This is a genomic window from Photobacterium sp. GB-56, assembly GCF_003026105.1.
In the GTDB taxonomy this organism is placed as follows: Bacteria; Pseudomonadota; Gammaproteobacteria; order Enterobacterales; family Vibrionaceae; genus Photobacterium.
In genome coordinates, this window is record NZ_PYNW01000002.1 from 421,187 (window position 1) to 443,807 (window position 22,621).

General features: G+C 37.7%; 19 protein-coding genes and 1 pseudogene. 15 read left to right on the forward strand and 5 right to left on the reverse strand.

Features of this window, described 5'->3' with window-relative positions; all coding sequences use genetic code 11:
- Positions 1-20: 20 nt before the first annotated feature.
- Positions 21-620: a GTP cyclohydrolase II gene (gene ribA, locus C9J42_RS04635; protein ID WP_199188082.1), complete on the forward strand. Its 600-nt coding sequence runs from the start codon at positions 21-23 to the stop codon at positions 618-620.
- A gap of 328 nt (positions 621-948) precedes the next feature.
- Positions 949-2,163, forward strand: coding sequence for a multidrug efflux MFS transporter EmrD (gene emrD / locus C9J42_RS04640; protein WP_107206436.1), 1,215 nt, complete (start codon positions 949-951; stop codon positions 2,161-2,163).
- Between the two features lie 96 nt (positions 2,164-2,259).
- On the opposite strand, the gene C9J42_RS04645 is transcribed toward emrD, so the two are convergent.
- Positions 2,260-2,586: an HI1450 family dsDNA-mimic protein gene (locus C9J42_RS04645; protein ID WP_005368211.1), complete on the reverse strand. Its 327-nt coding sequence runs from the start codon at positions 2,584-2,586 to the stop codon at positions 2,260-2,262.
- Between the two features lie 241 nt (positions 2,587-2,827).
- Between C9J42_RS04645 and C9J42_RS04650 the strand changes: the two genes are divergently transcribed.
- The 3 genes from C9J42_RS04650 (at position 2,828) to C9J42_RS04660 (ending at position 6,638) form a co-directional block, all read left to right on the forward strand.
- The gene (locus C9J42_RS04650) at positions 2,828-3,598 is read left to right on the forward strand and encodes a hypothetical protein (protein WP_107301701.1); all 771 of its coding nucleotides are present in this window, start codon (positions 2,828-2,830) and stop codon (positions 3,596-3,598) included.
- A 24-nt stretch (positions 3,599-3,622) separates the two neighbouring features.
- On the forward strand, positions 3,623-6,007 hold the full coding sequence (locus tag C9J42_RS04655; RefSeq protein WP_107301702.1) for a DNA polymerase II: 2,385 nt from the start codon (positions 3,623-3,625) through the stop codon (positions 6,005-6,007).
- Positions 6,008-6,107: 100 nt separating this feature from the next.
- On the forward strand, positions 6,108-6,638 hold the full coding sequence (locus C9J42_RS04660) for a YqhA family protein (protein WP_107206439.1): 531 nt from the start codon (positions 6,108-6,110) through the stop codon (positions 6,636-6,638).
- 65 nt (positions 6,639-6,703) lie between these two features.
- Here the strand turns inward: C9J42_RS04660 and C9J42_RS04665 are convergent, their stop codons facing one another.
- Positions 6,704-7,021 carry a hypothetical protein gene (locus C9J42_RS04665; protein ID WP_107206440.1) on the reverse strand — a complete coding sequence of 106 codons (318 nt, stop codon included), beginning with the start codon at positions 7,019-7,021 and terminating at the stop codon, positions 6,704-6,706.
- A 258-nt stretch (positions 7,022-7,279) separates the two neighbouring features.
- Between C9J42_RS04665 and C9J42_RS04670 the strand changes: the two genes are divergently transcribed.
- The gene (locus C9J42_RS04670) at positions 7,280-7,543 is read left to right on the forward strand and encodes a DUF1289 domain-containing protein (protein ID WP_080902005.1); all 264 of its coding nucleotides are present in this window, start codon (positions 7,280-7,282) and stop codon (positions 7,541-7,543) included.
- A 78-nt stretch (positions 7,544-7,621) separates the two neighbouring features.
- On the opposite strand, the gene rplY is transcribed toward C9J42_RS04670, so the two are convergent.
- Positions 7,622-7,900, reverse strand: a complete 279-nt coding sequence (gene rplY / locus C9J42_RS04675) for a 50S ribosomal protein L25 (RefSeq protein WP_045150345.1) — start codon at positions 7,898-7,900, stop codon at positions 7,622-7,624.
- A gap of 378 nt (positions 7,901-8,278) precedes the next feature.
- On the opposite strand from rplY, the gene C9J42_RS04680 reads away from it, so the two are divergent.
- From C9J42_RS04680 to C9J42_RS04715, 7 genes are all read left to right on the forward strand, one after another.
- Positions 8,279-10,318 carry a TonB-dependent hemoglobin/transferrin/lactoferrin family receptor gene (locus C9J42_RS04680; protein WP_107292963.1) on the forward strand — a complete coding sequence of 680 codons (2,040 nt, stop codon included), beginning with the start codon at positions 8,279-8,281 and terminating at the stop codon, positions 10,316-10,318.
- 843 nt (positions 10,319-11,161) lie between these two features.
- On the forward strand, positions 11,162-12,580 hold the full coding sequence (locus C9J42_RS04690) for a disulfide bond formation protein B (protein ID WP_199189314.1): 1,419 nt from the start codon (positions 11,162-11,164) through the stop codon (positions 12,578-12,580).
- Positions 12,581-12,889: 309 nt separating this feature from the next.
- Positions 12,890-13,525: a LysE family translocator gene (locus C9J42_RS04695; RefSeq protein ID WP_107301703.1), complete on the forward strand. Its 636-nt coding sequence runs from the start codon at positions 12,890-12,892 to the stop codon at positions 13,523-13,525.
- A 93-nt stretch (positions 13,526-13,618) separates the two neighbouring features.
- Positions 13,619-14,194, forward strand: a complete 576-nt coding sequence (locus C9J42_RS04700) for a class I SAM-dependent methyltransferase (RefSeq protein WP_107301704.1) — start codon at positions 13,619-13,621, stop codon at positions 14,192-14,194.
- Positions 14,195-14,253: 59 nt separating this feature from the next.
- The gene (locus tag C9J42_RS04705; RefSeq protein WP_107301705.1) at positions 14,254-14,631 is read left to right on the forward strand and encodes an MmcQ/YjbR family DNA-binding protein; all 378 of its coding nucleotides are present in this window, start codon (positions 14,254-14,256) and stop codon (positions 14,629-14,631) included.
- A gap of 35 nt (positions 14,632-14,666) precedes the next feature.
- Complete coding sequence (locus C9J42_RS04710) at positions 14,667-15,140, forward strand: ASCH domain-containing protein (protein WP_107301706.1); 474 nt, start codon at positions 14,667-14,669, stop codon at positions 15,138-15,140.
- A 221-nt stretch (positions 15,141-15,361) separates the two neighbouring features.
- Positions 15,362-15,934: a protocatechuate 3,4-dioxygenase gene (locus tag C9J42_RS04715; RefSeq protein ID WP_107301707.1), complete on the forward strand. Its 573-nt coding sequence runs from the start codon at positions 15,362-15,364 to the stop codon at positions 15,932-15,934.
- A gap of 143 nt (positions 15,935-16,077) precedes the next feature.
- On the opposite strand, the pseudogene C9J42_RS04720 reads toward C9J42_RS04715, so the two are convergent.
- Positions 16,078-16,260: pseudogene (locus C9J42_RS04720) on the reverse strand (AraC family transcriptional regulator); the annotation flags it as partial.
- 649 nt (positions 16,261-16,909) lie between these two features.
- On the opposite strand from C9J42_RS04720, the gene C9J42_RS04725 reads away from it, so the two are divergent.
- Positions 16,910-18,595 carry an SEL1-like repeat protein gene (locus tag C9J42_RS04725; RefSeq protein ID WP_107301708.1) on the forward strand — a complete coding sequence of 562 codons (1,686 nt, stop codon included), beginning with the start codon at positions 16,910-16,912 and terminating at the stop codon, positions 18,593-18,595.
- A 529-nt stretch (positions 18,596-19,124) separates the two neighbouring features.
- Here C9J42_RS04725 and C9J42_RS04730 read toward each other — a convergent pair.
- Complete coding sequence (locus C9J42_RS04730) at positions 19,125-20,228, reverse strand: hypothetical protein (RefSeq protein WP_107301709.1); 1,104 nt, start codon at positions 20,226-20,228, stop codon at positions 19,125-19,127.
- Positions 20,229-20,901: 673 nt separating this feature from the next.
- On the opposite strand from C9J42_RS04730, the gene C9J42_RS04735 reads away from it, so the two are divergent.
- Positions 20,902-22,239, forward strand: coding sequence for an SEL1-like repeat protein (locus tag C9J42_RS04735; RefSeq protein ID WP_199189315.1), 1,338 nt, complete (start codon positions 20,902-20,904; stop codon positions 22,237-22,239).
- The last annotated feature ends 382 nt before the right edge of the window (positions 22,240-22,621 follow it).

A 22,621-nucleotide genomic window follows, 5' to 3' on the forward strand; every position in this document is an offset into this window, starting at 1 on the left:
AGAAAATGCTTAGGAAGAATATGGTAAATGTTAGGGCGAGAGTGCCTTTTAAAGTTGGTTTAAAAAGCAATATTCCTGCAGATTTGCTTTCGTTCAACGGGCTTGAGTCTGGTAAAGAACACGTTGCCGTTATTTTTAAAGATGCAGATAAAACGACAGCACCTTTGGTGCGTATGCATTCTGAATGTTTAACTGGTGATGTTTTCCACTCATCTCGATGTGACTGTGGTGAACAGTTAGATGAAACTATTGAAAAGATGGGGGAGTTAGGCGGTATTATTCTTTATCTTCGTCAAGAAGGGCGTGGTATAGGTTTGTACAATAAAATTGATGCTTATAAGCTTCAAAGTGAAGGTATGAACACATATGAAGCAAACAATCATCTAGGTTTTGGTGACGATTTACGTGATTTCAGTGAAGCGGCATATATGTTGAAAGCACTGGGTTTAACTGAGATTCGACTTGTTACTAATAACCCTAAAAAGATTCGTGAATTAAGCGAAAATGGTATCAATATTGTTGAAGTTGTTGGTACTAAAGCGCATGTAAAAGATGGTAATGAAAGTTATCTTAAAACCAAAGCAAGTCATGGTCATCATCGCTTATATTTCGAAAGTTAAGTTGTATTATCTGTAAAAAGAAGCCCTGTATTGCTAGCAGGGCTTTTTTGTTTCTGTACAATTTTTCTGAACAAGATTCCCCCACTTACACATTAGAAAATGTAATCCAAATTCAAAATTTATTCGTGCTAAATCAAGCAATATCTTCTTGTCATAATCCAGCATCAAGATTAACATCTCGTCTTAAATTTAGTCATAGGTTCTAATATAAGAATATTTATTGAATGTTGAATTCAATATTTATTGTTAGGTTAGAGTTTTATCCTGTTTGAAGGGCTCGTTTTTATTTTATCGGGTTCTTTGCAAAATATTATTCTGTCTGAGGGTAATGGTTGTGGTTAAGCAATCGTCTTCGAATATGGGCAAGTTCCTATTCTTGCTTATTATATTTATTGCTGTAGGGCAAATGACCCAAACAATGTACGTGCCAGCAATTCCAGAAATGGCGACGTTCTTTGGTGTTAGAGCTGCTTCTTTACAGGCAGTGATGGCCGCGTATTTAATTCCTTATGGTTTATCGCAGTTTGTTTATGGGCCGTTATCTGATCGTATTGGCCGACGTCCCGTAATGATCAGCGGTATGGTCATTTTCTTGATCGGTACTGTTATTGCGTTAGTAGCCCCAAGTTTTGAAGTACTACTCCTTGCTAGTTTTATCCAAGGTATGGGTACTGGTACCAGTGGTGCAATGAGCCGAACAGTTACACGCGATTGTTATGACGGTGATGACTTACATAAAGTAAATAGTTTAGTCAGTATGGGGGTGATATTTTCTCCATTGATCGCACCTGTATTAGGTGGCTATTTATCAGAGCATCTAGGCTGGGAATCTATTTATATTTACCTTTTAGGTTTTGGTTCACTTGTAACACTTGCCCTAATGCGTTCTTTTGGTGAAACATTACCCGTTGAAAATCGCCGAGCGGAGCGAGTATGGGTAAGTTACCGTTATGTGTTATCTAATCGTCGTTTCCAAGGTTATGTGGTGTGTTTAATTGCCACATTTGCAGGTGTCGCTACGTTTGAAGCATCAGCAGGGGTATTACTGGGTAGTGTGTTAAAACTGGATCCAAGTACCGTAAGTTGGTTATTCATTCTGCCTTTGCCGGGTTATTTATTGGGTTCTTGGGGCTCAAATAAATTGATGAAGCGATTGGGTACCAACCGCGTTTTATTCTTGGGTATGTTTGCCTTACTTGCAGGTGCTATTACGATAATTATCCCAGGCATGGAGGGGCTGGTAACGGTGACGAGTTTAATTGGTGGTGCGTTTATTTATTTTATGGGCGCTGGGGTTTTATTTCCTGCTGCTACCACATTAGCAATTCAGCCGTTTCCGCAACATGCAGGTACAGCTGGAGCCGTACTTGGTGGTCTTCAGAATTTAGGCGCAGGTTTAGCGACACTAGCTGCATCAGCAATGAGTGCGCAAAGTCAATTTAATTTAGGTGCAGTGCTTGCAGTAATGGCAATTCTTGTCGTGTTGAGTTTGGTGTGGATCCGACGCAGTGAGAAACATGACATCACAATACTGGCAAGTTAATTAAGCTCGATTATTGTGTTGTGAAAGTAAAAAAGGCGACATCACATCCATTAAAAAGATGTTGATATCGCCTTTTTTCTATTAGGAATACGATGATTAATCGCGTTTCCATAAAATATGGCAGCCTTTGTTTTCAGGATCACGGCTAATTAGCATACGCGCAAATACGTCATCGAGTTCATCGTTTTCTTCATTAACAAGACCAATGATAACCTCAGCAAAAAGCTCTTTATCCACATCAAAACCAGCGTGCTCTGCCCAGTCATCACGTGTTTCAACGATTTCAGCTGCACCACGATCTTCAAATTGTGCAGTGAAGAGTAATACGTCTGCTGGCTCTAAGTTATCTTGTGCCATTTCTAAGAAAATATCGTATGCCGCATCGATAACGTCATCGTAAGAAATCAGGTTTTGAGTTTCCATAGATTAAGATCTGTCTCTTTGTGTGTAAGAGTGGTGATTATACTAAAACCTCGCTAAGAAGCGATGCCTATAATGGTTTGAATGAAAATTTAAGCAGAAAAACAACGATTTTGAGTATTTACTTTCGATAGGTTGAATTTGGTAGTATATAGAGAGAATAAAGCATATAAATCTACATTTTTATTACGATTTGTTATTGCTGTTTTTTACGGATTGAAGCTGTCTATGAGTTGTATTTGTAATGAAAACACTACCTGTTCTTGATGAATTAACCCCATTTCAAGCACCTTATATGCCAGTGTTATTAGCTTTGGTAAAACAATTACAGGCTGAGTTTTCAGAGCAAATACACAGCATATACCTAAATGGCAGTGTTGCCGCTCGTTGCGCGATAACAGAACGTTCAGATCTTAATATAACACTGGTTGTTAATAGATCATTATCGGCATCAGAAAACCGCGTATTAGATTCACTATGCCAACAAATAGCCTATCGTTATAACGTTATCACTCAGGTTGATCTGACGGTGGTTACGCGAGATGAAGTGATGACACTGGCATCGATTTTTAAATGGGGTTTTTGGTTTAAGCACTGTAGCGTATGCCTCTATGGCGATAGTTTGGCAACACAATTTGGTTTGTTTGAACCGAGTTGGGAGATAGCAAAAGCGTTTAATAGTGATATAAAAACGGTACTTGCGGATTGTCGTAGTAAAATTATGGCAACGAAAAGTGTGACAGAATATAACGCATTGTGCCGAAAGGTGGGTAAGAAGATGCTACGAAGCTGTTTTATGCTGGTGGCACATCGCACATCGAGTTTAGCTTATAGTGAGCAGCAATGTGCTGACTTCTTTCTTCATTTTTATCCTGACAAAACAGTCGATATTGAACGTATTCAAATTCTTATCAATGGTCCGCAAGTACCCAAACGTGCCGCTTTGTTTTTAGTTGAACATGTCGGGAATTGGATTGTGGCGGAGTTTGAAAAAATAGAAAAAAAGATCGGGTGATCATATCAACAGCAGAGGTTTTATTTGCAGTCGTTAACAACGGGTTTTGTTTTAACTCGCCAAAGTCGTGACATTAATGGACAAACAGAAATCATTCTCTGGGTTAAAACAGAAAATGGTCCATATCGTTTGTCTATTATAGGCGATAAGCCTGTTTTCTTTGTTCGTACAGAGCAAAAAGCGCAAGCCCAACAGGTATTAACGAGTGCGAATATCACAACAGAGTGGAAAGATCTGCCACTTAAAACGTTTCAGCATCATGTTGTTTCTGCCTGTTATTGCCACACTATTCGCGATGGCTTCTCTGCGGTAAAAGCACTTTCTGCGGAGCTAATTGATGTTTTTGAATCGGATATTCGTTTAGCAGATCGCTATTTAATGGAACGTTTTGTTCGTGGCGGCTTGGTTTTTACCGGTGATCAACGTCAGCGTTCTGGCTACATTGAAGTCACAAAAACTAAAGTAAAACCTATTGATTATGTACCAACGCTGAGTGTCGTGTCGTTAGATATTGAGTGTTCTGAAAAAGGCGTATTGTATTCTATTGGTTTACACAGCGATGCTGATAGCCGAGTGATCATGGTAGGGCAAGCACCTGACGGTTATAGCGAGTCTAGTGACTTGTTGATCGAGTGGGTTGAAAATGAAAAGGCGTTATTGCAATCGTTAGAGTCGTGGTTTATGGCTTTTGATCCTGATGTGATCATCGGATGGAACGTGATCGACTTTGATTTTCGTTTATTATTGCATCGTGCTGAGTGGAATAAAGTTAATTTACGTATTGGTCGTGGACGACAAACGCCGCATTATCGACCATCTTCGCAAAATCCTAATCAAGGGTTTATTACTGTTCCCGGACGAGTCGTCATGGATGGTATTGATACGCTTAAAACCGCGACTTATAACTTCCGTTCATGGTCGCTAGAGTCGGTTTCACAAGAATTATTGGGTGAAGGTAAAGCGATTCATAACGTACACGATCGGATGGCGGAAATTAATCATATGTTTCGCCATGATAAGCTCTCTCTTGCTAAATATAACTTACAAGATTGTGAGTTGGTGACTCGCATTTTTGAGCATACTCATTTACTCGATTTTGCTATTGAACGGTGCCGTTTAACGGGCGTGGAATTGGATCGTGTAGGGGGCTCAGTTGCCGCCTTTACCAATCTTTATATGCCGCAATTACACAGAGCAGGCTATATCGCACCAAACCTTGTCAGTGATAATTGGATCGCAAGCCCGGGTGGTTATGTTATGGACTCTAAACCCGGATTATATGATTCTGTATTAGTCCTCGATTTTAAATCACTATATCCTTCGATTATCCGATCTTTTCGGATTGATCCTATGGGGCTAGTCGAAGGGTTAAACCAAGAAGAAGGTAAAGCGGAACACCAAGCTATTAATGGGTTTCGTGGCGGACGCTTTCATCGGACCAAGCATTTCTTGCCGAAGATGATTGAAGATTTATGGGCTGCACGTGATCAAGCCAAACGTGATGGCGAAAAAGCGTTTTCCCAAGCAATTAAAATCATCATGAACTCATTTTATGGTGTATTAGGATCGTCAGGCTGTCGTTTCTTTGATCACCGTTTAGCTTCATCGATTACCATGCGTGGCCATGAAATCATGAAATTGACTCGAGAGTTAATTGAAGCTAAAGGCTATGAAGTGATTTATGGTGATACCGACTCAACTTTTGTATCACTTAAAAAAGCCCATTCACAAGATGATGCAAATGCGATTGGTCATGACTTAGTCTCTTATATCAATCAGTGGTGGACAGAACATCTACGTGATAAATATGGCTTAACATCGGCTCTTGAAATTGAATATGAAACCCATTACCACAAGTTTTTAATGCCCACTATTCGGGGACAAGAAACAGGCAGTAAAAAACGGTATGCCGGATTAGTGTGGCGAGGGGATAAAGAAGAGATTGTATTTAAAGGGTTAGAGACGGTTCGAACTGACTGGACACCACTCGCTCAACATTTTCAGCAGTCACTGTATCAAATGGTTTTCCATGATCAGGATGTTGATGATTATGTTCGTGATTATACGCAGCGAACGTTAGCAGGGGAGTTTGATGATTTGCTTATTTACCGTAAGCGATTAAGACGAAATTTAGCGGATTATCAGAAAAATATACCACCGCAGGTGCGTGCAGCCCGTTTAGCTGATGAAATGAACCTAAAATTAGGTCGTCCTCGTCAATATCAAAATAAAGGGACGATTGAATATGTATTTACAGTATCAGGTGCTGAGCCAAGCGAGTATCGTCAAAGCCCTATCGACTATAACCATTATATTGATAAGCAATTAAAGCCAGTTGCTGATGGTATCTTGCCGTTTATAGGTAAATACTTTGATGAGATTACTGCGCCGCAGTTAGGGTTGTTTTAACGATTATCATAATGGTTATTTATTCTTTTTTCATATTCACTGTTACTAGTAGTTTATGGTTTATTCTTTATAATGTGAAAAACTTTTAGATTATCCCATTATGAAAAAAACATTTAATGCTTTTCGATATGTAGGCTGGTTAGCTATCATTTGCTCTACTCTTGGCTCATTGTTGCTGTTTATTGTTGGCTCAATGAAAACGTATACCGCGTTTACTGTGGTGTTTTTTAATGCAGTACCGCATAACAGCCTAGTGCATTTAGATACTGCAGATATAGCGACGTATTATTTAATCAAGTCACTCGATATTTTTTTAATCGCTTTTGTATTGTTTATTTTTGCACACGGTGTATTCACACTATTTATATCAAATAAAAAATCGCCAGACGCAGATAAAACAAATGTTTTAGGTTGGATCAAAACACCTAATATTGGGCATTTAAAAAATGTATTAGCAGAAGTCATTGTGATCATTCTTTTTGTTAAGTTCTTAGAGGCGGTATTGGTCAATTTCAATAATCTTGATTGGAAGATACTTATTTTACCCGTTTCTATTTTATTACTTAGCCTAGGATTGAAGTTTTTAAACTTAGCTGAAGAATCAGATGATCGCGTTGAAGAAAATGACTAATATTCGGAAATGATATAAAAAAACGCGCTATATAAGCGCGTTTTTTTGTTGCTAATAAATAAAAACTATTTAAAGAATTCAACTTTAGATACGTCTTTAGTATTGGCAAGAATAGGATCGAAATTGATCACACCACGGTTTTGAGTACAGATCTTGTACACATCACCACATTCAAAAATAGCTAAAATTTCTTCAGGTGCACGGAATATTTCTGGCGGAAGTTTACCTACTTCACCAATACATACCGTTCCTTCATGTGACCAAACTAACTTACTTACGCGTTTACTGTCGCTCGGAATAGGTGCTGAGACATGTGCAGCAATCGAGGAATAAACAGATTCCGCTTGTTCAAGGTCTTTAGCCGATGGTACAAAAAAATCCATGGTTCCCTCCTTTGATATATCTATTCGGGGACATGACTAGATATATAATGTAAAAATTAGTTATCAGCCATGACAACTCGAATAACCTTATCAGAGTTGAGGTGATGAAAGCAACTAACACAACTGACTATTTTTTCATAAAATCAATACAGAATTAACGAATTAGCAAAATTTTGTTAGTGTTTTTCACTTAATAACAGCACGAGTTATAAAAATCTATTATTCTCATTAAAGGTATGATGATGAAATTTAATAGGCATGGAACAGAAAGACTTTTTTGATATTCCAAGTCCCTGTAAGCGCATATGTGAAGTGAATAATAAGGGGTATTGCAAAGGATGCTTCCGTAGTAGGGAAGAGCGTTTGTATTGGCTTAAAATGACCGATGATGAAAAACATCTAGTACTTGATATATGTCGTCGCCGCAAACAGCAAGTACTAAGGCGTCACCGAGCTAAATTGCAGCAAGAGTTAGATAAGAATATTGAGCAAGAGGATGATCCGCAACAGTCGTTGTTTTAGTAAATATATCGATACAGTTATTTAGATATAAAAAAAGCACTCCGAAGAGTGCTTAATAAAACGTTTATGAACTCGCAATTAGATGCGTTTGAAGTCCATGTGTTCAACTTTAGGCTTGAACGGGTGACGTTGAATGTCTTGAGGTTTAACTTTAACTTCTTGACCGTCGATTACTAGTACGAAACCTTCGTAGAACTCAGGCTTGTCCATTTGGTTGATAACATCGCTGTGCTTAAGAGCGATAGCAACTGGTGCTGCTTCACCACCGTAAATGATACCTGGGAATTGCTCTTGAAGACGTAGGCGGCGGCTCGCACCTTTACCTAGGTCAGTACGTACTACTGCATTAAATTTCATAATCAATACTCTTTGATATAAATGATTCACTAAGTAATGCGACCTTACTTAGCGTCGTAAAACGAGCGCGCATACTAACAATCATATTGCTGTTAAGCAAGCGTATTAAAGTGAAAAATAATACTTATTAAATAACAAATAAATAGATGAGCGAATTGCTATCTTTTTGTGTGAAAAATACACGTTAATTATACCGTGACCACTTTTTCTTATTTTAGGTAATCAATAATACAAAGCCTATATCGCAATGAGTATTCCTTATGGTAATGATAATTAAATAAATATCATTTCTTAATCTAAATGATAGTAATTATCGTTTTTGTTTGTAATAATGTTTGCGAATTTTGTTACAAATAAAAAATTGTGAAGTAGGGATATATGAACAAGCAGTTAACTCTGATCGCCAGCTCTTTAGTCGCGGTCCTTTCTCCATCCGTTTATGCCAGCAACGATGTTTCTCAATTTGATGAGATTGTTGTTTCGGCTTCGAGAGTTGATGAAACTAACCAAGATAAAACAAGGACGGTTGCAAAAGTTAGCAGCGAAGAACTTGATGAAATGCAGGTTAATTCAGTCGCTGAAGCGGTAAAATTCATACCAAACGTGTCTGTTGCTGGTGGTAATGTTGCGAGTAATCAATCTATTAATATTCGTGGCTTAGAAGGGAATAAAGTCCTACAGGTTATTGATGGTAACCGCCAAAATGCCCAATTTGATCACCGACCATCCTTTTTCTTAGATCCAACTTTGATCAGTGACATTGAGGTAGTAAAAGGCCCTGTGAGTTCTTTATATGGCTCAGGTGCAATTGGTGGTGTGGTTATTCAAAATACAATCACAGCAGATGATTTAGTCGAAGATACAGGCTTTGGTGGCAAAGTTAAGACGGGCTATCAGAGTAACGGAAATGTTGTTACCACCGTTGGTGCGATTGCTAACAAACAAGATAATGTTGATTGGTTACTAGCCGGTAGTTACCAAGACAGTGGTGTGATGGAGCAAGGCAATGGCTATAAGCTCTATGGTACTGAAGCGATTAATAAGACGGGGTTAGCGAAATTTAATTGGCACTTTACCGATAGCCAAAGCATTGGTTTAGATTACCGCATTTCTGATTATGACGGGCACCCACCAGTTGTCGGCTCGACTGAGCCATTAAGTACAGAAGATAAACTGATTGATCGTACGTCCACGGATCAAAACATTACATTAAAGTACGCTTATAACCCTGAAAGTAACTTCATTGATAGTGCATTTAGAGTTTATCGTAACGACACAGATATTAAAGAGTTGGGTAATGGCAGTACTGAAAAAGATATCAGCTCTATCACCACAACAGGTTTTTCTGTTACCAATAAATCTGATTTAGATCGTTTTCAAGTCTTTATTGGTGCTGATGGCTATGAAGATAAGTTAGATACTAAACGTCCAGTAACAACCTCAGGTCGTCCAACACCTCCTGATGGTGCTAAAGCAACAACCTTAGGTGGCTTTGCTCATGTTAATTACGCCTTATTAGAGTCACTTGAACTAGATGCTGGCTTACGTTACGACACGTTTGAATCAAAAGCAGAAGGGTTCGAAAATAATAAGCAAGATGCTTGGTCTCCATCTGTAGGTGCTAACTGGCAGGCGACAGATTGGATGGCATGGTCATTAAGATATGACGAAGCATTCAGAGCGGCAAGTACGTCTGAATTATTTATGGACGGTACTCACTTTGCAATGGGGCCTATTACCAATGTATTTGTACCTAACCCGAATTTGAAGCCAGAGCAGGCACATAATATCGAGTTAAAAGGTACATTTAATTTTGATAACCTTATTGGTGATGATGAATTACTGATCACAGCTAGCGTTTTCCAAAATAAAGTTAAAGACTTTATCAATCTCGATGTAACAGTACCAAGCCGTAGCGAAATGATAGCGTGTATGATGGCAAACCGTGGCTCTGGTGTTGGTTGTGGTGGTACAAGTACTTCAGATAACATCGACAATGCTAAGTTAAAAGGTTTTGAAGTTGTTGCCCAATACCGTTATGACAGATTAAATACATTGCTATCGTATGGCCAAACACGTGGTAAAGATGAAAAAACAGGTGAGTGGTTAAGTCATATCCCTGCCGATAAATGGGTGGCGCAAGTTGACTACGGTATTTGGGAAATTGACACCAAGGTAGGTACTCGAGCTATTTTTGCCAGCACTCAAGATCGCCGTCCAAAAGGTGATAGCGAAGGTCCTTATAAGTCTTATGAACTTGTTGATTTCTATGCTTCATGGGAGCCAACCTCAAACATGGAAGGCTTAACGGTTGATTTCACTGTTGCCAATGCGTTTGATGAAAACTACCGTACACCGTGGACGCAAGTTTATGAGCCAGGTCGTTCATACAAAATTTCTGCTGAATATAAGTTTTAATCGTTTAATACTTATATAAATAAAAACGCACAGTTTTACGTAAAGTAAGCTGTGCGTTTTTTTATTCTATATAGAAGCAGGCGACTATTTTAAGAACGCACTTTCCTCCAATACAATCAAAGGCTCGATATCGCTGTCTTTTTTAATGACCAATGAATCATCTGAACGCACACATACACCGCCATAGTTCCCATCGACAGTAAAAGTACAAACCTGAATATAGTTATTGGCGACTTTAGGTAAACACCATAGATGCTGGTAGATGTTTTCATCAAGCTAAAATTTTCATCAAAAGCTTGCAATTCAGAAATGTGAATTGAAACGATGCATCAATAATTTGGGCGTTCTATGGAATATTTTTCGTTAGTCGTTCTTCAATTGTCCTATTAGTGATGTTTATCGTCTGAATGTTGTTATTGATATTGTTTGACAGTCTGTATGATCAATTCGTCACATCAATATGAGGATAAAAAATGTTAGATGCTCAAAGTATTCGTAATATTGCGATTGTCGCTCATATTGCACACCAAAAGCCATGTGTTTAAAAAAGACTACTTAATATCACATTGGTTTACGAATAAACAAAGACATCGGTCATAAATTTAGCCGGTAGAAATAGTGTCTAAATCATCAGGTATAGATGATATCTATTAATTAAATAAGTAAGGTGCGAAATTGGAATTTTTATTATTATTTATAATTTTAATATCTTCATTATTAGTTGTCTTTTATCCAAAAAGAAAAAACTTGAGTGATGTTTCTTTGTTTTTTTCTGTCATTTTAAGTGTTTTATTATCTCTTGTCGTTTGTTGGAATATGGTATTGCCGATGGGGAACTACTAATTGAAACGTTTAAATAGTTCTCAGATATCTCTGTTTTTATCGGCTTTATCTTTTGGATTAACCCTGATCCCTATTGGTATTGCAACTGTGATACTTGGTTATATTCTGGGTGATAATCCTTGTATATTATGTTGGCAGGAAAGAATTGCAATTATACTTCTTTCTCTTTGTGCTTTATATATGTCTCGATATGGTTTGAGATTAAAATATATTAGTACCTATTATATTATATGTATTTACGGGTTATGGTTAAGTATATTGCATAGCTCTGTACATCTTGGACAAGATATTGGGCAGGGGTTTGGCGGTTTAATACTCGGTGCTCATGCTTATACATGGGGTGTGTTCTTATTTATAGCTAACTTACTAATTATGTCTTTATTAATCGGGTTTTCTAATGAAGACTCATTAAAAAATACAACGCGGGTTCGCTGGGGGACGTTCCATAAAGTCTCAGGGTATAGTTTTATTATTGTTATGTTTTTAAATGTAATTCAGGCATTCACTCAAGTTGGTCCACCGCCATATATTGGTCAAGCAAGCCCGAAAAACTTTAGTTATGACTTAAGTAAAACGGTTTGGACAACAAAACATTGGCCTACGTGGAGTCATTTTTCATTTAGAGCTAATAATTACATTGAACAACCTGAATTTACTACATTGACGGCTAATGAAAACACTAAACTTGAACATGCGAACGAATTGCTGAAGATAGATAATACTGATCTTCCAGCTAATGTTACCGGTCGAGTAACAGCGATAAGTTATGATGAGAAAAGAAGTGTAATTGCTATTGCGACAAATAAAAACTGGATTTATTTACTTGATAAGACGGCATCAAATATATTAAGCCAATATAAAGTGGACCCAAAATTTGATAAAGATGTAAATAATATCTCTGGCGTTTTTTTTGATAAAAATGGAGAGATTATTGTAACTTCTGTTTATAAAAGTTATGTAAAACTATCCGTTGATGATTCATATCGCATGAAAGAAGTGGGTAGAGGGAACTTAAAGACAGTTCGAGCTAGTAAAAGTTATATAGGTAGCAGTGCATTATCTTTATTAGATAATGAATATCTAACCTTGTCTTTGCCTAATAAAGTCAATGATTTTATTGTGTTATCAAGATTTAGCCGTAAAGATATGATGTTAAACGCTGAGCAGATCATATCAATGAAAACGAAAGAGGTTCCTATAATAACCGGTATGGAAGTTACAGATAACGCAATTATTTTATTAAACAACTCAGGTAAGCAACTGATAGTTTTAGATAAAGAATCAAACAAACCTATGAATGTTTATGACATTGATGATGTTAATAACCCGCAAGGGGTGACAATCATTTCTAATAAAGTCTTAATTACAGATGAATACTCTGGTAACAAGATAATGAAAACATATTTACTACCTATATAACCAGTCAAAAAGCAGGGTGAATAAAAGGTTAAGTTATTACTTAGCCTTTTTTTCCATCTTTATGCACAACCAATTATAATAAAATCTAGTGATTTTATCGCTTTAATCCCATTTTTACTAAGCAATATTTCTTACTTTCCCTATGCTAAACAATCATTTAAAAGGTCAAAAACGTCATCAGCTTCATAATATATAGATTGTATCGATTATGATAAAGGTATTATATTGGTGTATTTTTGCATTGAAGTAAGAATGCTTATTTATGCCCTGTTAGGGCCAATCACTAAGTTAGTACAAGGATGATTATAAATGTTGGAGCAATACTTATTTCTACTGCCAATCGCTACGCTGTTACTCTTTGGTGCAATGACACCAGGTCCTTCATTTATCTTAGTTGCGCAAACAGCTATGTCAAAATCTAGAGCTGAAGCCATGTGTATTTCAATAGGTCTAGGTTTGGTAGCAAGTACATTTGCATTTATTGCTTCAATGGGGCTCATTGCACTTTTTGATGCTGTGCCAGAGTTTTACGTAGCTTTCAAAGTTCTTGGTGGTCTATATCTATGTTATCTGGGGATAAAAATGTGGCGCGCGAGCAAAAGCAACGTTGTTTCCGATGGCGCAGAGCTAACGAACAAACCTGCTCATTTTAAGGCGGTAGTTCTTGGATTAACGACACAGTTAAGTAATCCAAAGACTGCAATTGTATTTAGCAGTGTGTTTGCAGCCATGCTACCCATGAAAGTTCCTGTTTATACAACATCTATATTGGTGGTGGGCGTGTTTGTCTTAAATTTTTCTTGGTACTTCCTAGTTTCTATTTTGCTATCAAGCCCAAAGGCTCAAGTAAGTTATTTACGCTTTAAGTCCTACATCAACAAAGGTTCAGGTGTATTAATGGGGTCAATGGGCAGTAAGTTTGTTGCTGAGAGTTTCAAGCCCTAACAAAGCGTGCAAGAGGGGGGAACGCTACGCTGCAAAGTCTGGCACACTAAGTTTTCATGTTAGCAATGTGATATATGACAGAGGGAAGAAATCATGAATGAATGGGATTCTGTGGCAGATCGAGTCAACTTTAATTTAAAAATATCAACTGATGATTTTGTCGCATCTGTACCTCTTGAATCAAAAATTTTGGACTTTGGGTGTGGTTATGGACGAATCACAAAACAGATATCAGAGCTTGGTTATCGTGAAGTCGTTGGCGTCGATTCATCGAAAGAAATGGTAAGCCGAGGTTTGAGCGAATGTCCAGAGCTTGATTTAAGATATTTATTAACTGAGGTTTTGCCTTTCCCTGATGGCGAATTTGATGCGATAGTTTTGTGTGCCGTACTAACTTGCATTCCAGAACAAAGCTGTCGTAACAATATACTTAGCGAACTACACCGAGTGCTCAAACCTCAGGGTATTATTTATCTAGCTGAGTTTTGTTCAGACCAAAGCTTACATTTTGTTTCAGGTACAGGCGTATCGATGTGGCATAGTTCCAAAGCAGAGTTTGAAGCGTTACTAACAAGTTTTAATATTGAGAGTTTTACGTTGGTCGATAACGCGACTATGTCAGGTCATAAAAGTAAGGCAATCCATATCATCGCGCGAAAAGTCATATAACAGTTAAGTAAATACTGGAAATACTTAATGCGGCTATATGATCTAATAGGGAAGTCAGTATGAATTACGAAGAATTTAATCATTTTTGCGGCTCTTTTGTTGGAACAAGTCACGTCGTTCAATGGGGAAATTCCGATGTATGGAAAGTCGGTGGTAAAGTCTTTGCCATAGGTGGTTGGAGCGATGGTTCCCAAGCTGCATTCACGTTTAAAACGTCTAACTTAAATTTCGAGTTTTTGAGTAATTGTGATGGTTATAAACCTGCGCCATATTTTGCCAATCGTGGAATGAAGTGGATACAGCAAATTGAGACCTCGGGTAAATTAGACGACGATTTAAAGTATTATTTATCTGAGTCTTACCGCATCGTAGCCAGTAGTTTAAGTAAGCGTAAACAACAAGAGTTGGGCATCGAGAGCCTAGCTGAACCACGCTAATAATAAGCGTTCAAGGCGAAATTTGAGAAAAGATCATGGATGAAAGAAGTAAATTATACCTAGAACAATATCTTAGTTCTCTACCCTGTGAGAATGCATCAAAGTACACCTCATTTAGTTCCGATTATTTTTGTGCCGATGAATACAATGCAAACCTATGCGCTGATCTTATATTACGTGGTGAAAAACGAGCCTCATGCAGTTTAGAGATTTGGTATAGCGAGCAAGGTGAACTTATGCCTGAAGTGGGACATCTGCAGGTTGTAACTAATTGGTCTGGTGAACCCTTTTGTATTATAGAAATAACTTCCGTATCAAAGTGCAAATACAATGAAATTACGGCTGAGTTTGCTGCGTTAGAAGGTGAAGGTGACAAAACACTAGGCTGGTGGAAAAAAGCTCATTGGAATTTCTTCTCAAAAGAGTGCGAAGAACTCAATATCAGTCCATCAGAAGATATGGTGCTTGTCTTAGAGCATTTTAAAACTGTGTACCCAGTGAAAAAATAACAAATTGTTTAGAGTTACTCACCATACGGGCATTTTACTGTGTGCTGGTTTTAGTGTTTAAGTTAGTTTGCTGAGACTTCGGTATTGCTTGCTTCACATCTTAACAAGGTTTTATATCCAAATGTTTCTGATGCTGATAAAACTATATTATCCACAGCACTAGTCTTGGCAAATCGTTCAATTTTAACCAAACTTAACTAAAACTAGCGATTGGTGAAACCATGGAACGACGACACTTTTTAGCGCTTTGGAGTCTGATTTTTACGACGCGTTTAAAAGCCAAAACGCCGATACAGTTAACACCTGAACAAGCAGAAGGACCATTTTATCCGGTCGATCGTATTCCTCTTCGATCAAATTTATTACTTCAGACTGAAGGATTAATTGGAGAGCCCATTATATTGCAAGGGAAAGTAGTGGATACAACGGGAAAACCTGTTTCAGGCATCAAACTAGAAATCTGGCAGTGTGATGGGCAAGGTATCTATTTTCACCCAAACCAGCCAAATAACGATATGTTTGATGATCACTTTGCAGGGTTTGGCGCGGTTGAAACTCAATCGGATGGACGCTACTTATTCCAGACATTATATCCTGTACCTTACGCTTCTCGTCCGCCACATATCCATGTTAAGTTGTGGCGTGGTAATCAAGAGCTACTTACCACCCAATTGTACTTAAAAGGTAATACTGGTAATGAATGGTGGGGTGGAAAAGCCCGTGATCATCTACAGTTTGAAACTATGCGAATCGACGGGCGTTTAACTGGTGAATTTACCTTTGTCATTGGCTAACGAATCCGTTTAAGGCATTAGCTTAACCAATTGTTCCATGTGCTCTTTTTCCAATATTGGATGAGGTTCGGCTTCCGTGACTAGAACGATATCCACAGAAGGCTGCTATGGCATATTGTCTAAGTTATTAAGATCGTCTGTAATGCTAATTGCACATATTGCATAGCACTGATCCCCATGAATGCCTTAAAGATACGGTGAAAGTGGTACTTTGAACTGGCAGCTACAGTACTTAGTTGCTCAAGTGAGAATTCGCCGTCTAGGTTGCTATCTATAAAATTGCACACTTTCTTGATCTGTTGTTCATGACGTTTCATCAAGTTCATTGTTTTTGATACTCCAACTCAGAAATCGTAGAAATGATACCTAGGAAGATTTAATTACGCCTGATTGAAATTGCTGGATGACGGGTAGAATATAGTTTGTGGAGGACGAATAGGTTTACTTAGTTGCCACATTAACAATTAATAACGCACATCTTAACTACATGGTACTCAGTGCTTACTTCTATTCATTCCTTGTCCTGAATTTTCAAATTTGGCACATTCAAATTTGGCACTTCGTAACACAAAAATGCCCCTTTATGCGTTAGACCTTTTACTCATTCATATCTTATTAACGTGATTTTGGATTAGTTTTATTTGCTGTTTATATGAACGTCTATGATGAAAAATAGTGACTTTATTGATTGAAATCCGTATTTAAAAAGACTGATTAAATATATTTATTACTTTTCATATCATCTCACAAAGTGTTGGGTGTAAAAAAATGCTATCGACGTCATAATATATATAGATAATATCGAGTATATTAAGTGTATTTGATGAGTATATTATTGATTGAAATGTTGAGTATGTTAGATGTAGATATTTAAGAGTTGATCTTATCTTCTTAATTTATTTTATCTGGTTAGTTGAAATGACAAAAATATAAGTATTAGTCAGGCTAATACTTATTAAGCACAATGGGGGTACTATGCGAATATTAATGTTTTTTGTGATCTGCATTACTATGGCTGGATGTTCACAAAATAGTATTAGAACAGCTAGTCAAGATAATACTGTTGAATTTAACGATACTATAAAAGATCTTAAAGAATTCGCAATGCAGGGAGATGCAGAAGCCCAAACTCTCTTTGGAATATTGTTCTTTGAGGGTAAAGACGTACCTCAAGATTATAAACAAGCGGTGTATTGGTACCAAAAAGCTGCTGAACAAGGGAATGCGGAAGCTCAAGCCCGTCTTGGAGTTATGTACCAATATGGTAAAGGTGTGTCTCAAGATGATAAACAAGCTGAGCATTGGTATAAAAAAGCAGCTGAACAAGGGTTTGCGAAAGCTCAAGCCGTTCTTGGAACGAAGTACCAATACGGTGAAGTTGTTTCTCAAGATGACGAACAAGCGGTGTATTGGTACCAAAAAGCAGCTGAACAAGGGAATGCGGAAGCTCAAGCTCGTCTTGGAGCTATGTACCAATATGGTAAAGGTGTGTCTCAAGATGATAAACAAGCTGTGCATTGGTATAAAAAAGCCGCTGAGCAAGGGCATGCCGGAGCTCAAAACAATCTTGGAGTTATGTACCAATTTGGTGACGGTGTGCCTCAAAATGATAATCAAGCGGAGTATTGGTATAAAAAAGCCGCTGAGCGAGGAGATGCGACCGCTCAAACTAATCTTGGAACAATGTACTTTAAAGGTAAGGGCGTTCCACAGGATAATAAACAAGCGGTGTATTGGTATAAAGAAGCCGCTAAGCAAGGAATTTCAGAAGCTCAAACTAATCTTGGATTGATGTACTTTCAGGGTAAAGGCGTACCTCAAGATTATAAACAAGCGGCGTATTGGCTTCAAAAAGCAGCTGAACAAGGGTTTGTGAAAGCCCAAGCCGTTCTTGGAACGATGTACCAATACGGTGAAGTTGTTTCACAAGATGACAAACGAGCGGTGCATTGGTACCAAAAAGCTGCTGAACAAGGGAATGCGGAAGCTCAAGCTCGTCTTGGAGTTATGTACCAATATGGTAAAGGTGTGTCTCAAGATGATAAACAAGCTGTGCATTGGTATAAAAAAGCCGCTGAGCAAGGGCATGCCGGAGCTCAAAACAATCTTGGAGGTATGTACCAATTTGGTGACGGTGTGCCTCAAAATGATAATCAAGCGGAGTATTGGTATAAAAAAGCCGCTGAGCGAGGAGATGCGAGAGCTCAAACTAATCTTGGAGTGATGTATCAAGAGGGTATAGGTGTGCCACAAGATGATAAACAAGCAGTGCATTGGTATAAAAAAGCCGCTGAGCAAGGGCAAGCCGGAGCTCAAACCAATCTTGGAGTGATGTACGAAGGTGGTAGGGGTGTGCCACAAGATGATAAACAAGCGGTGCATTGGTACAAAAAAGCCGCTGGGCAAGAATATGCCAGCGCTCAAAACAATCTTGGAATGATGTACAGAATCGGTAGAGGTGTGCCACAAGATGATAAACAAGCGGTGCATTGGTATAAAAAAGCCGCTGATCAAGGGCATGCTGGAGCTCAATCCAATCTTGGATGGATGTACCAATTTGGTAAAGGTGTGCCTCAAAATGATAATCAAGCGGAGTATTGGTATAAAAAAGCCGCTGAGCGAGGAGATGCGAGCGCTCAAAGAAACCTAAGTGTAATGTAAAAAAATTGTGATTAAAGAATACTTTATAACTAGGCTTTAGTTTGCCTTTAACGACACTGAGTGCGTAAACATAGCTTTATTATTAAATGACCGTCCACAGTGGCGGTCTTTTGTATCTTAAATGCACTTCATGGAGGGCAGTTCTAGCTCAGAAATGCCCCATTTCTACTTAGTTTTTTTACTCGTTTATATTACGTTAACGTGATTTTTGATTGGTTATTTATTGTGTATACCAACAGTTATAATGGCCCGTGGTGATTTTATCGTATGAGCTCTGTTTTTAATAAGAAACATTTCTTGTTAAAACAGAGGTGAAGCTATAACTAATTGATAATTAGTTAATTTAATATTTCAGTTTGTATTTAATAAGACTGATTAAATACATTTCTTACTTTTTACAGCCTCTTTTAAATCTATAAATGTAAAAAATGCTAGTAAGTTCATAATATGTAACGATTATATCGAGTATGATAAAGATATTTTATGAGTATATTTTTGCGCGAAAGTAAGAATGCTTATTAATATACTGTTATGTGCTAGTCATATGCTGAACTAAATGTATTAAAATCAGCAAATATTCATAGTTTGATGCCAACAGAAAGAAAATAAGAACCCAAACCCAAACTTTAAGTTTAAACAGTCTTCGATGTGATGAACTTTGGAATTTTTCAAAACTACTTTTGTAGTTTGCGAGAGTCGATTCTTGTTGCGCTATTGTGAGCTCTAAAGTTGAAATTTTGTGGTGTAATCGTTTATGTTCTTCACTTGATACTTGACTGGCTTTTTTTAACCTTACTATCTGTTGTTCACTTGGCTTAATTTTTGACTCTAGATCTTGAATTAATAATTTATGTTGATCATTTACCTTTACTAAATCTTTCGTTTTAGATTTGAGAGTCTGATGTATAGCTTCGTGCTTCTGCGTACTGATTGGATCAATGATCAGATCTGTACACACGCTTTCTTGTAACCAGCCCTCAAGTCTCTCTTTGTGCTTGTTACGCTCAATTATAGAGTCAACACGGTTATTATCGCGCTCTGGAGGATATTTCCTAGAATCAGTAATCGAGAACTCAAATATTGGTATATTGCAAAGCTCAAATTCTAACTTTTTGTCATCTTCACACTTATGTGTGTTGGTAACTTCGATTACTAATTTACCACCCCATCTTTCGTACTCATCGGGATATTGATCTTTGTCGAATACACATAAAATATCAGGATAAAAGACTTTACCATTAGGTAGCTCCAACCTTGGTTCTCGATATACATGCGTAAACTTAAATTTGAAAGTCTGACCCCTGGTAATAATGGTCATTTCTTTCATTGATGAAAGAATATCTACAGCAACTTCATGAGAGTAGGTTTCATCATAAGAACGATCCCCTATGGTGCAATCGCTTTTGGCAAATGCAAAGTGTGGGCTTTTCCCATTTCGAGGTATCAATTCGACTCTGTTGTTTGGGATCGGGTTCCGTGTCATATATTTTCTGTGTTTGTACACTGAATTCCTATATCGCATAGGGTTATCACGAATATCTAGAGCTTCGCGTATATTTACACTTAGATGGTTATTGTTATCGACTAGATAAGTATTTGTTCTTGTGTCGAGAACATAAGCTGTCGTCTTCATTAACTTCCCTGTCTATTTACACAGCATTATCTTGCCGTACATTTTGTGTTTATTCAACAACCAATATAAGGTTTTGTGCATGAAAATCGCACATAGTAGATAAGGATATGTGTCGCGTAGCCGACACCTATCCGAAGTGTTGGACAAGCCCAAGCCACCTTATATAAGTAAATATTGGAAATATCTTGATGGTTAATGTTGAAAAGTCGAACATATCCTTACTTTTCCTAATACCTACTAGCCCAAATAGAGCAGAACACCTAACACGATTTTGCTCCATTGTGCGTTAGAAAAATTAATCATTCATATACTATAAACGTGATTTTAGATTAGTTTTATTGGCTGTTTATATGAACGTCTATGATAAAAAATAGTGACTTTATTGATTGAAATCCGTATTTAAAAAGAATAATTAAATATATTTATTACTTTTCACATCATCTCACAAAGCGTTAGATGTAAAAAAAAGCCACCTACGTCATAATATATATAGATAATATCGAGTATATTAAGTGTATTTGATGAGTATATTATTGCTTGAAATGTTGAATATGTTAGATGTGGATATTTAAGAGTTGATATTATCTCCTTAGTTTATTTTATCTGGTTATTTGAAATTACAAAAATATAAGTATTAGTCAGGCTAATACTTATTAAGCACATTAGGGGTGCTATGCGAATATTAATGTTTTTTGTGATCTGCATTGCCATGGTTGGATGTTCTCAAAATAGTATTAGAACAGCTAGTCAAGATAATACTGTTGAATTTAACGATACTATAAAAGATCTTAAAGAATCCGCAATGCAGGGAGATGCAGAAGCCCAAACTCTCCTTGGAATATTGTACTTTGAGGGTAAGGAAGTACCACAAGATGATATACAAGCGATGCATTGGTTTAAAAAATCCGCAGAACAAGGGGTTTCAGAAGCTCAAACTCTTCTTGGTGTGATGTACTTTAAGGGTAAGGGTGTACCACAAGATGATAAACAAGCGGTGCATTGGCTTCAAAAGTCTGCAGACCAAGGGGATGCGGAAGCCCAAGGCGCGCTTGGAGCGATGTACCAATACGGTAAAGGTGTGCCACAAAATGATAAACAAGCGGTGCATTGGTACCAAAAGGGGGCTGAGCAAGGATTTTCGTTAGCTCAGCATGAGCTTGGGTTGATGTACTTTAAAGGCAAGGGCGTCCCCCAAGATGATAAACAAGCGGTGTATTGGTTCCAAAAAGCCGCAGAGCAAGGTGTTGCGAAAGCCCAAGCCGCGCTTGGAATGATGTACCAATACGGTAAAGGTGTGCCACAAAATGATAAACAAGCGGTGCATTGGTACCAAAAGGGGGCAGAGCAAGGATTTTCGGAAGCTCAACATGAGCTTGGGTTGATGTACTTTAAAGGCAAGGGCGTACCCCAAGATGACAAACAAGCGGTGTATTGGTTTAGAAAAGCAGCTGAACAAGGGGTTTCAGAAGCTCAAAATAACCTTGGAGCAATGTACTTTAAGGGTAAGGGTGTACCCAAAGATGACAAACAAGCGGTGTATTTATACCAAAAAGCTGCAGAGCAAGGATCTGCGAAAGCCCAACTCGTTCTTGGAGTTATGTACTTAGAAGGCAAAGGTGTGCCACAAGATGATCAACAAGCTGTGCATTGGTTTAGAAAAGCTGCAGAGCAAAGGGTTTCAGAAGCTCAAAGTAACCTTGGAGCGATGTACTTTATGGGTAAGGGCGTACCAAAAGATGATCAAAAAGCTGTGTATTGGTTCCAAAAAGCCGCAGAGCAAGGGGTTGCGAAAGCCCAAGCCGCGCTTGGAGCAATGTACCTTGAAGGCAGGGGCGTGACTAAAGACTATAAAAAAGCGTATATGTGGCTTTATTTAGCCAGTAATAATGGATATAAAATCACTAAAAATGCTTTTGAATTTCTAAATAAAGTAATGACATCTAGCGATATTAGTGAAGCTCAAGAAAAGTCCAAAATATGTCTAGATTCTGGTTATAATAATTGTTATTAAAATGCTTTATTACTAAGTTTGCCCTTAACTACTTTTATTAAATATTAAAAGTTTCGTGATTCATCTTAACGGTACTTTGTTAGTGCAAGTTAGTAATGTTAAATGACCGCCCACAGTGGCGGTCTTTTTGAACCCTAAAGGTACTTTGTGAACAAGTTACTAATATTTTTCCTAATATCAACAAGCCTGAATAGAGCTAGCTATCTAACAAAGTTTTGTCCAACAACGAGCTAGCTCTCTTGGCTAGCTCATATCTGCCCCAAAACGTATATGGAATCCACGTATTTACAAAGTGAAAAATCAGTAAAAGTTAAGATGCGTACGTATATTCGGCTTCTTATTGGAGGAGCTACCTCCTAGCCTTTGATGTTTGCGCACCTAC

Excerpts from the sequence above, each read along its gene's own strand:
- ribA (WP_199188082.1), top strand. The coding sequence starts at position 21 with ATGGTAAATGTTAGGGCGAGAGTGCCTTTTAAAGTTGGTTTAAAAAGC.
- emrD (WP_107206436.1), top strand. The coding sequence starts at position 949 with ATGGTTGTGGTTAAGCAATCGTCTTCGAATATGGGCAAGTTCCTATTC.
- C9J42_RS04645 (WP_005368211.1), bottom strand. The coding sequence starts at position 2,586 with ATGGAAACTCAAAACCTGATTTCTTACGATGACGTTATCGATGCGGCA.
- C9J42_RS04650 (WP_107301701.1), top strand. The coding sequence starts at position 2,828 with ATGAAAACACTACCTGTTCTTGATGAATTAACCCCATTTCAAGCACCT.
- C9J42_RS04660 (WP_107206439.1), top strand. The coding sequence starts at position 6,108 with ATGAAAAAAACATTTAATGCTTTTCGATATGTAGGCTGGTTAGCTATC.
- C9J42_RS04665 (WP_107206440.1), bottom strand. The coding sequence starts at position 7,021 with ATGGATTTTTTTGTACCATCGGCTAAAGACCTTGAACAAGCGGAATCT.
- C9J42_RS04670 (WP_080902005.1), top strand. The coding sequence starts at position 7,280 with ATGGAACAGAAAGACTTTTTTGATATTCCAAGTCCCTGTAAGCGCATA.
- rplY (WP_045150345.1), bottom strand. The coding sequence starts at position 7,900 with ATGAAATTTAATGCAGTAGTACGTACTGACCTAGGTAAAGGTGCGAGC.
- C9J42_RS04680 (WP_107292963.1), top strand. The coding sequence starts at position 8,279 with ATGAACAAGCAGTTAACTCTGATCGCCAGCTCTTTAGTCGCGGTCCTT.
- C9J42_RS04695 (WP_107301703.1), top strand. The coding sequence starts at position 12,890 with ATGTTGGAGCAATACTTATTTCTACTGCCAATCGCTACGCTGTTACTC.
- C9J42_RS04700 (WP_107301704.1), top strand. The coding sequence starts at position 13,619 with ATGAATGAATGGGATTCTGTGGCAGATCGAGTCAACTTTAATTTAAAA.
- C9J42_RS04705 (WP_107301705.1), top strand. The coding sequence starts at position 14,254 with ATGAATTACGAAGAATTTAATCATTTTTGCGGCTCTTTTGTTGGAACA.
- C9J42_RS04710 (WP_107301706.1), top strand. The coding sequence starts at position 14,667 with ATGGATGAAAGAAGTAAATTATACCTAGAACAATATCTTAGTTCTCTA.
- C9J42_RS04715 (WP_107301707.1), top strand. The coding sequence starts at position 15,362 with ATGGAACGACGACACTTTTTAGCGCTTTGGAGTCTGATTTTTACGACG.
- C9J42_RS04725 (WP_107301708.1), top strand. The coding sequence starts at position 16,910 with ATGCGAATATTAATGTTTTTTGTGATCTGCATTACTATGGCTGGATGT.
- C9J42_RS04730 (WP_107301709.1), bottom strand. The coding sequence starts at position 20,228 with ATGAAGACGACAGCTTATGTTCTCGACACAAGAACAAATACTTATCTA.
- C9J42_RS04735 (WP_199189315.1), top strand. The coding sequence starts at position 20,902 with ATGCGAATATTAATGTTTTTTGTGATCTGCATTGCCATGGTTGGATGT.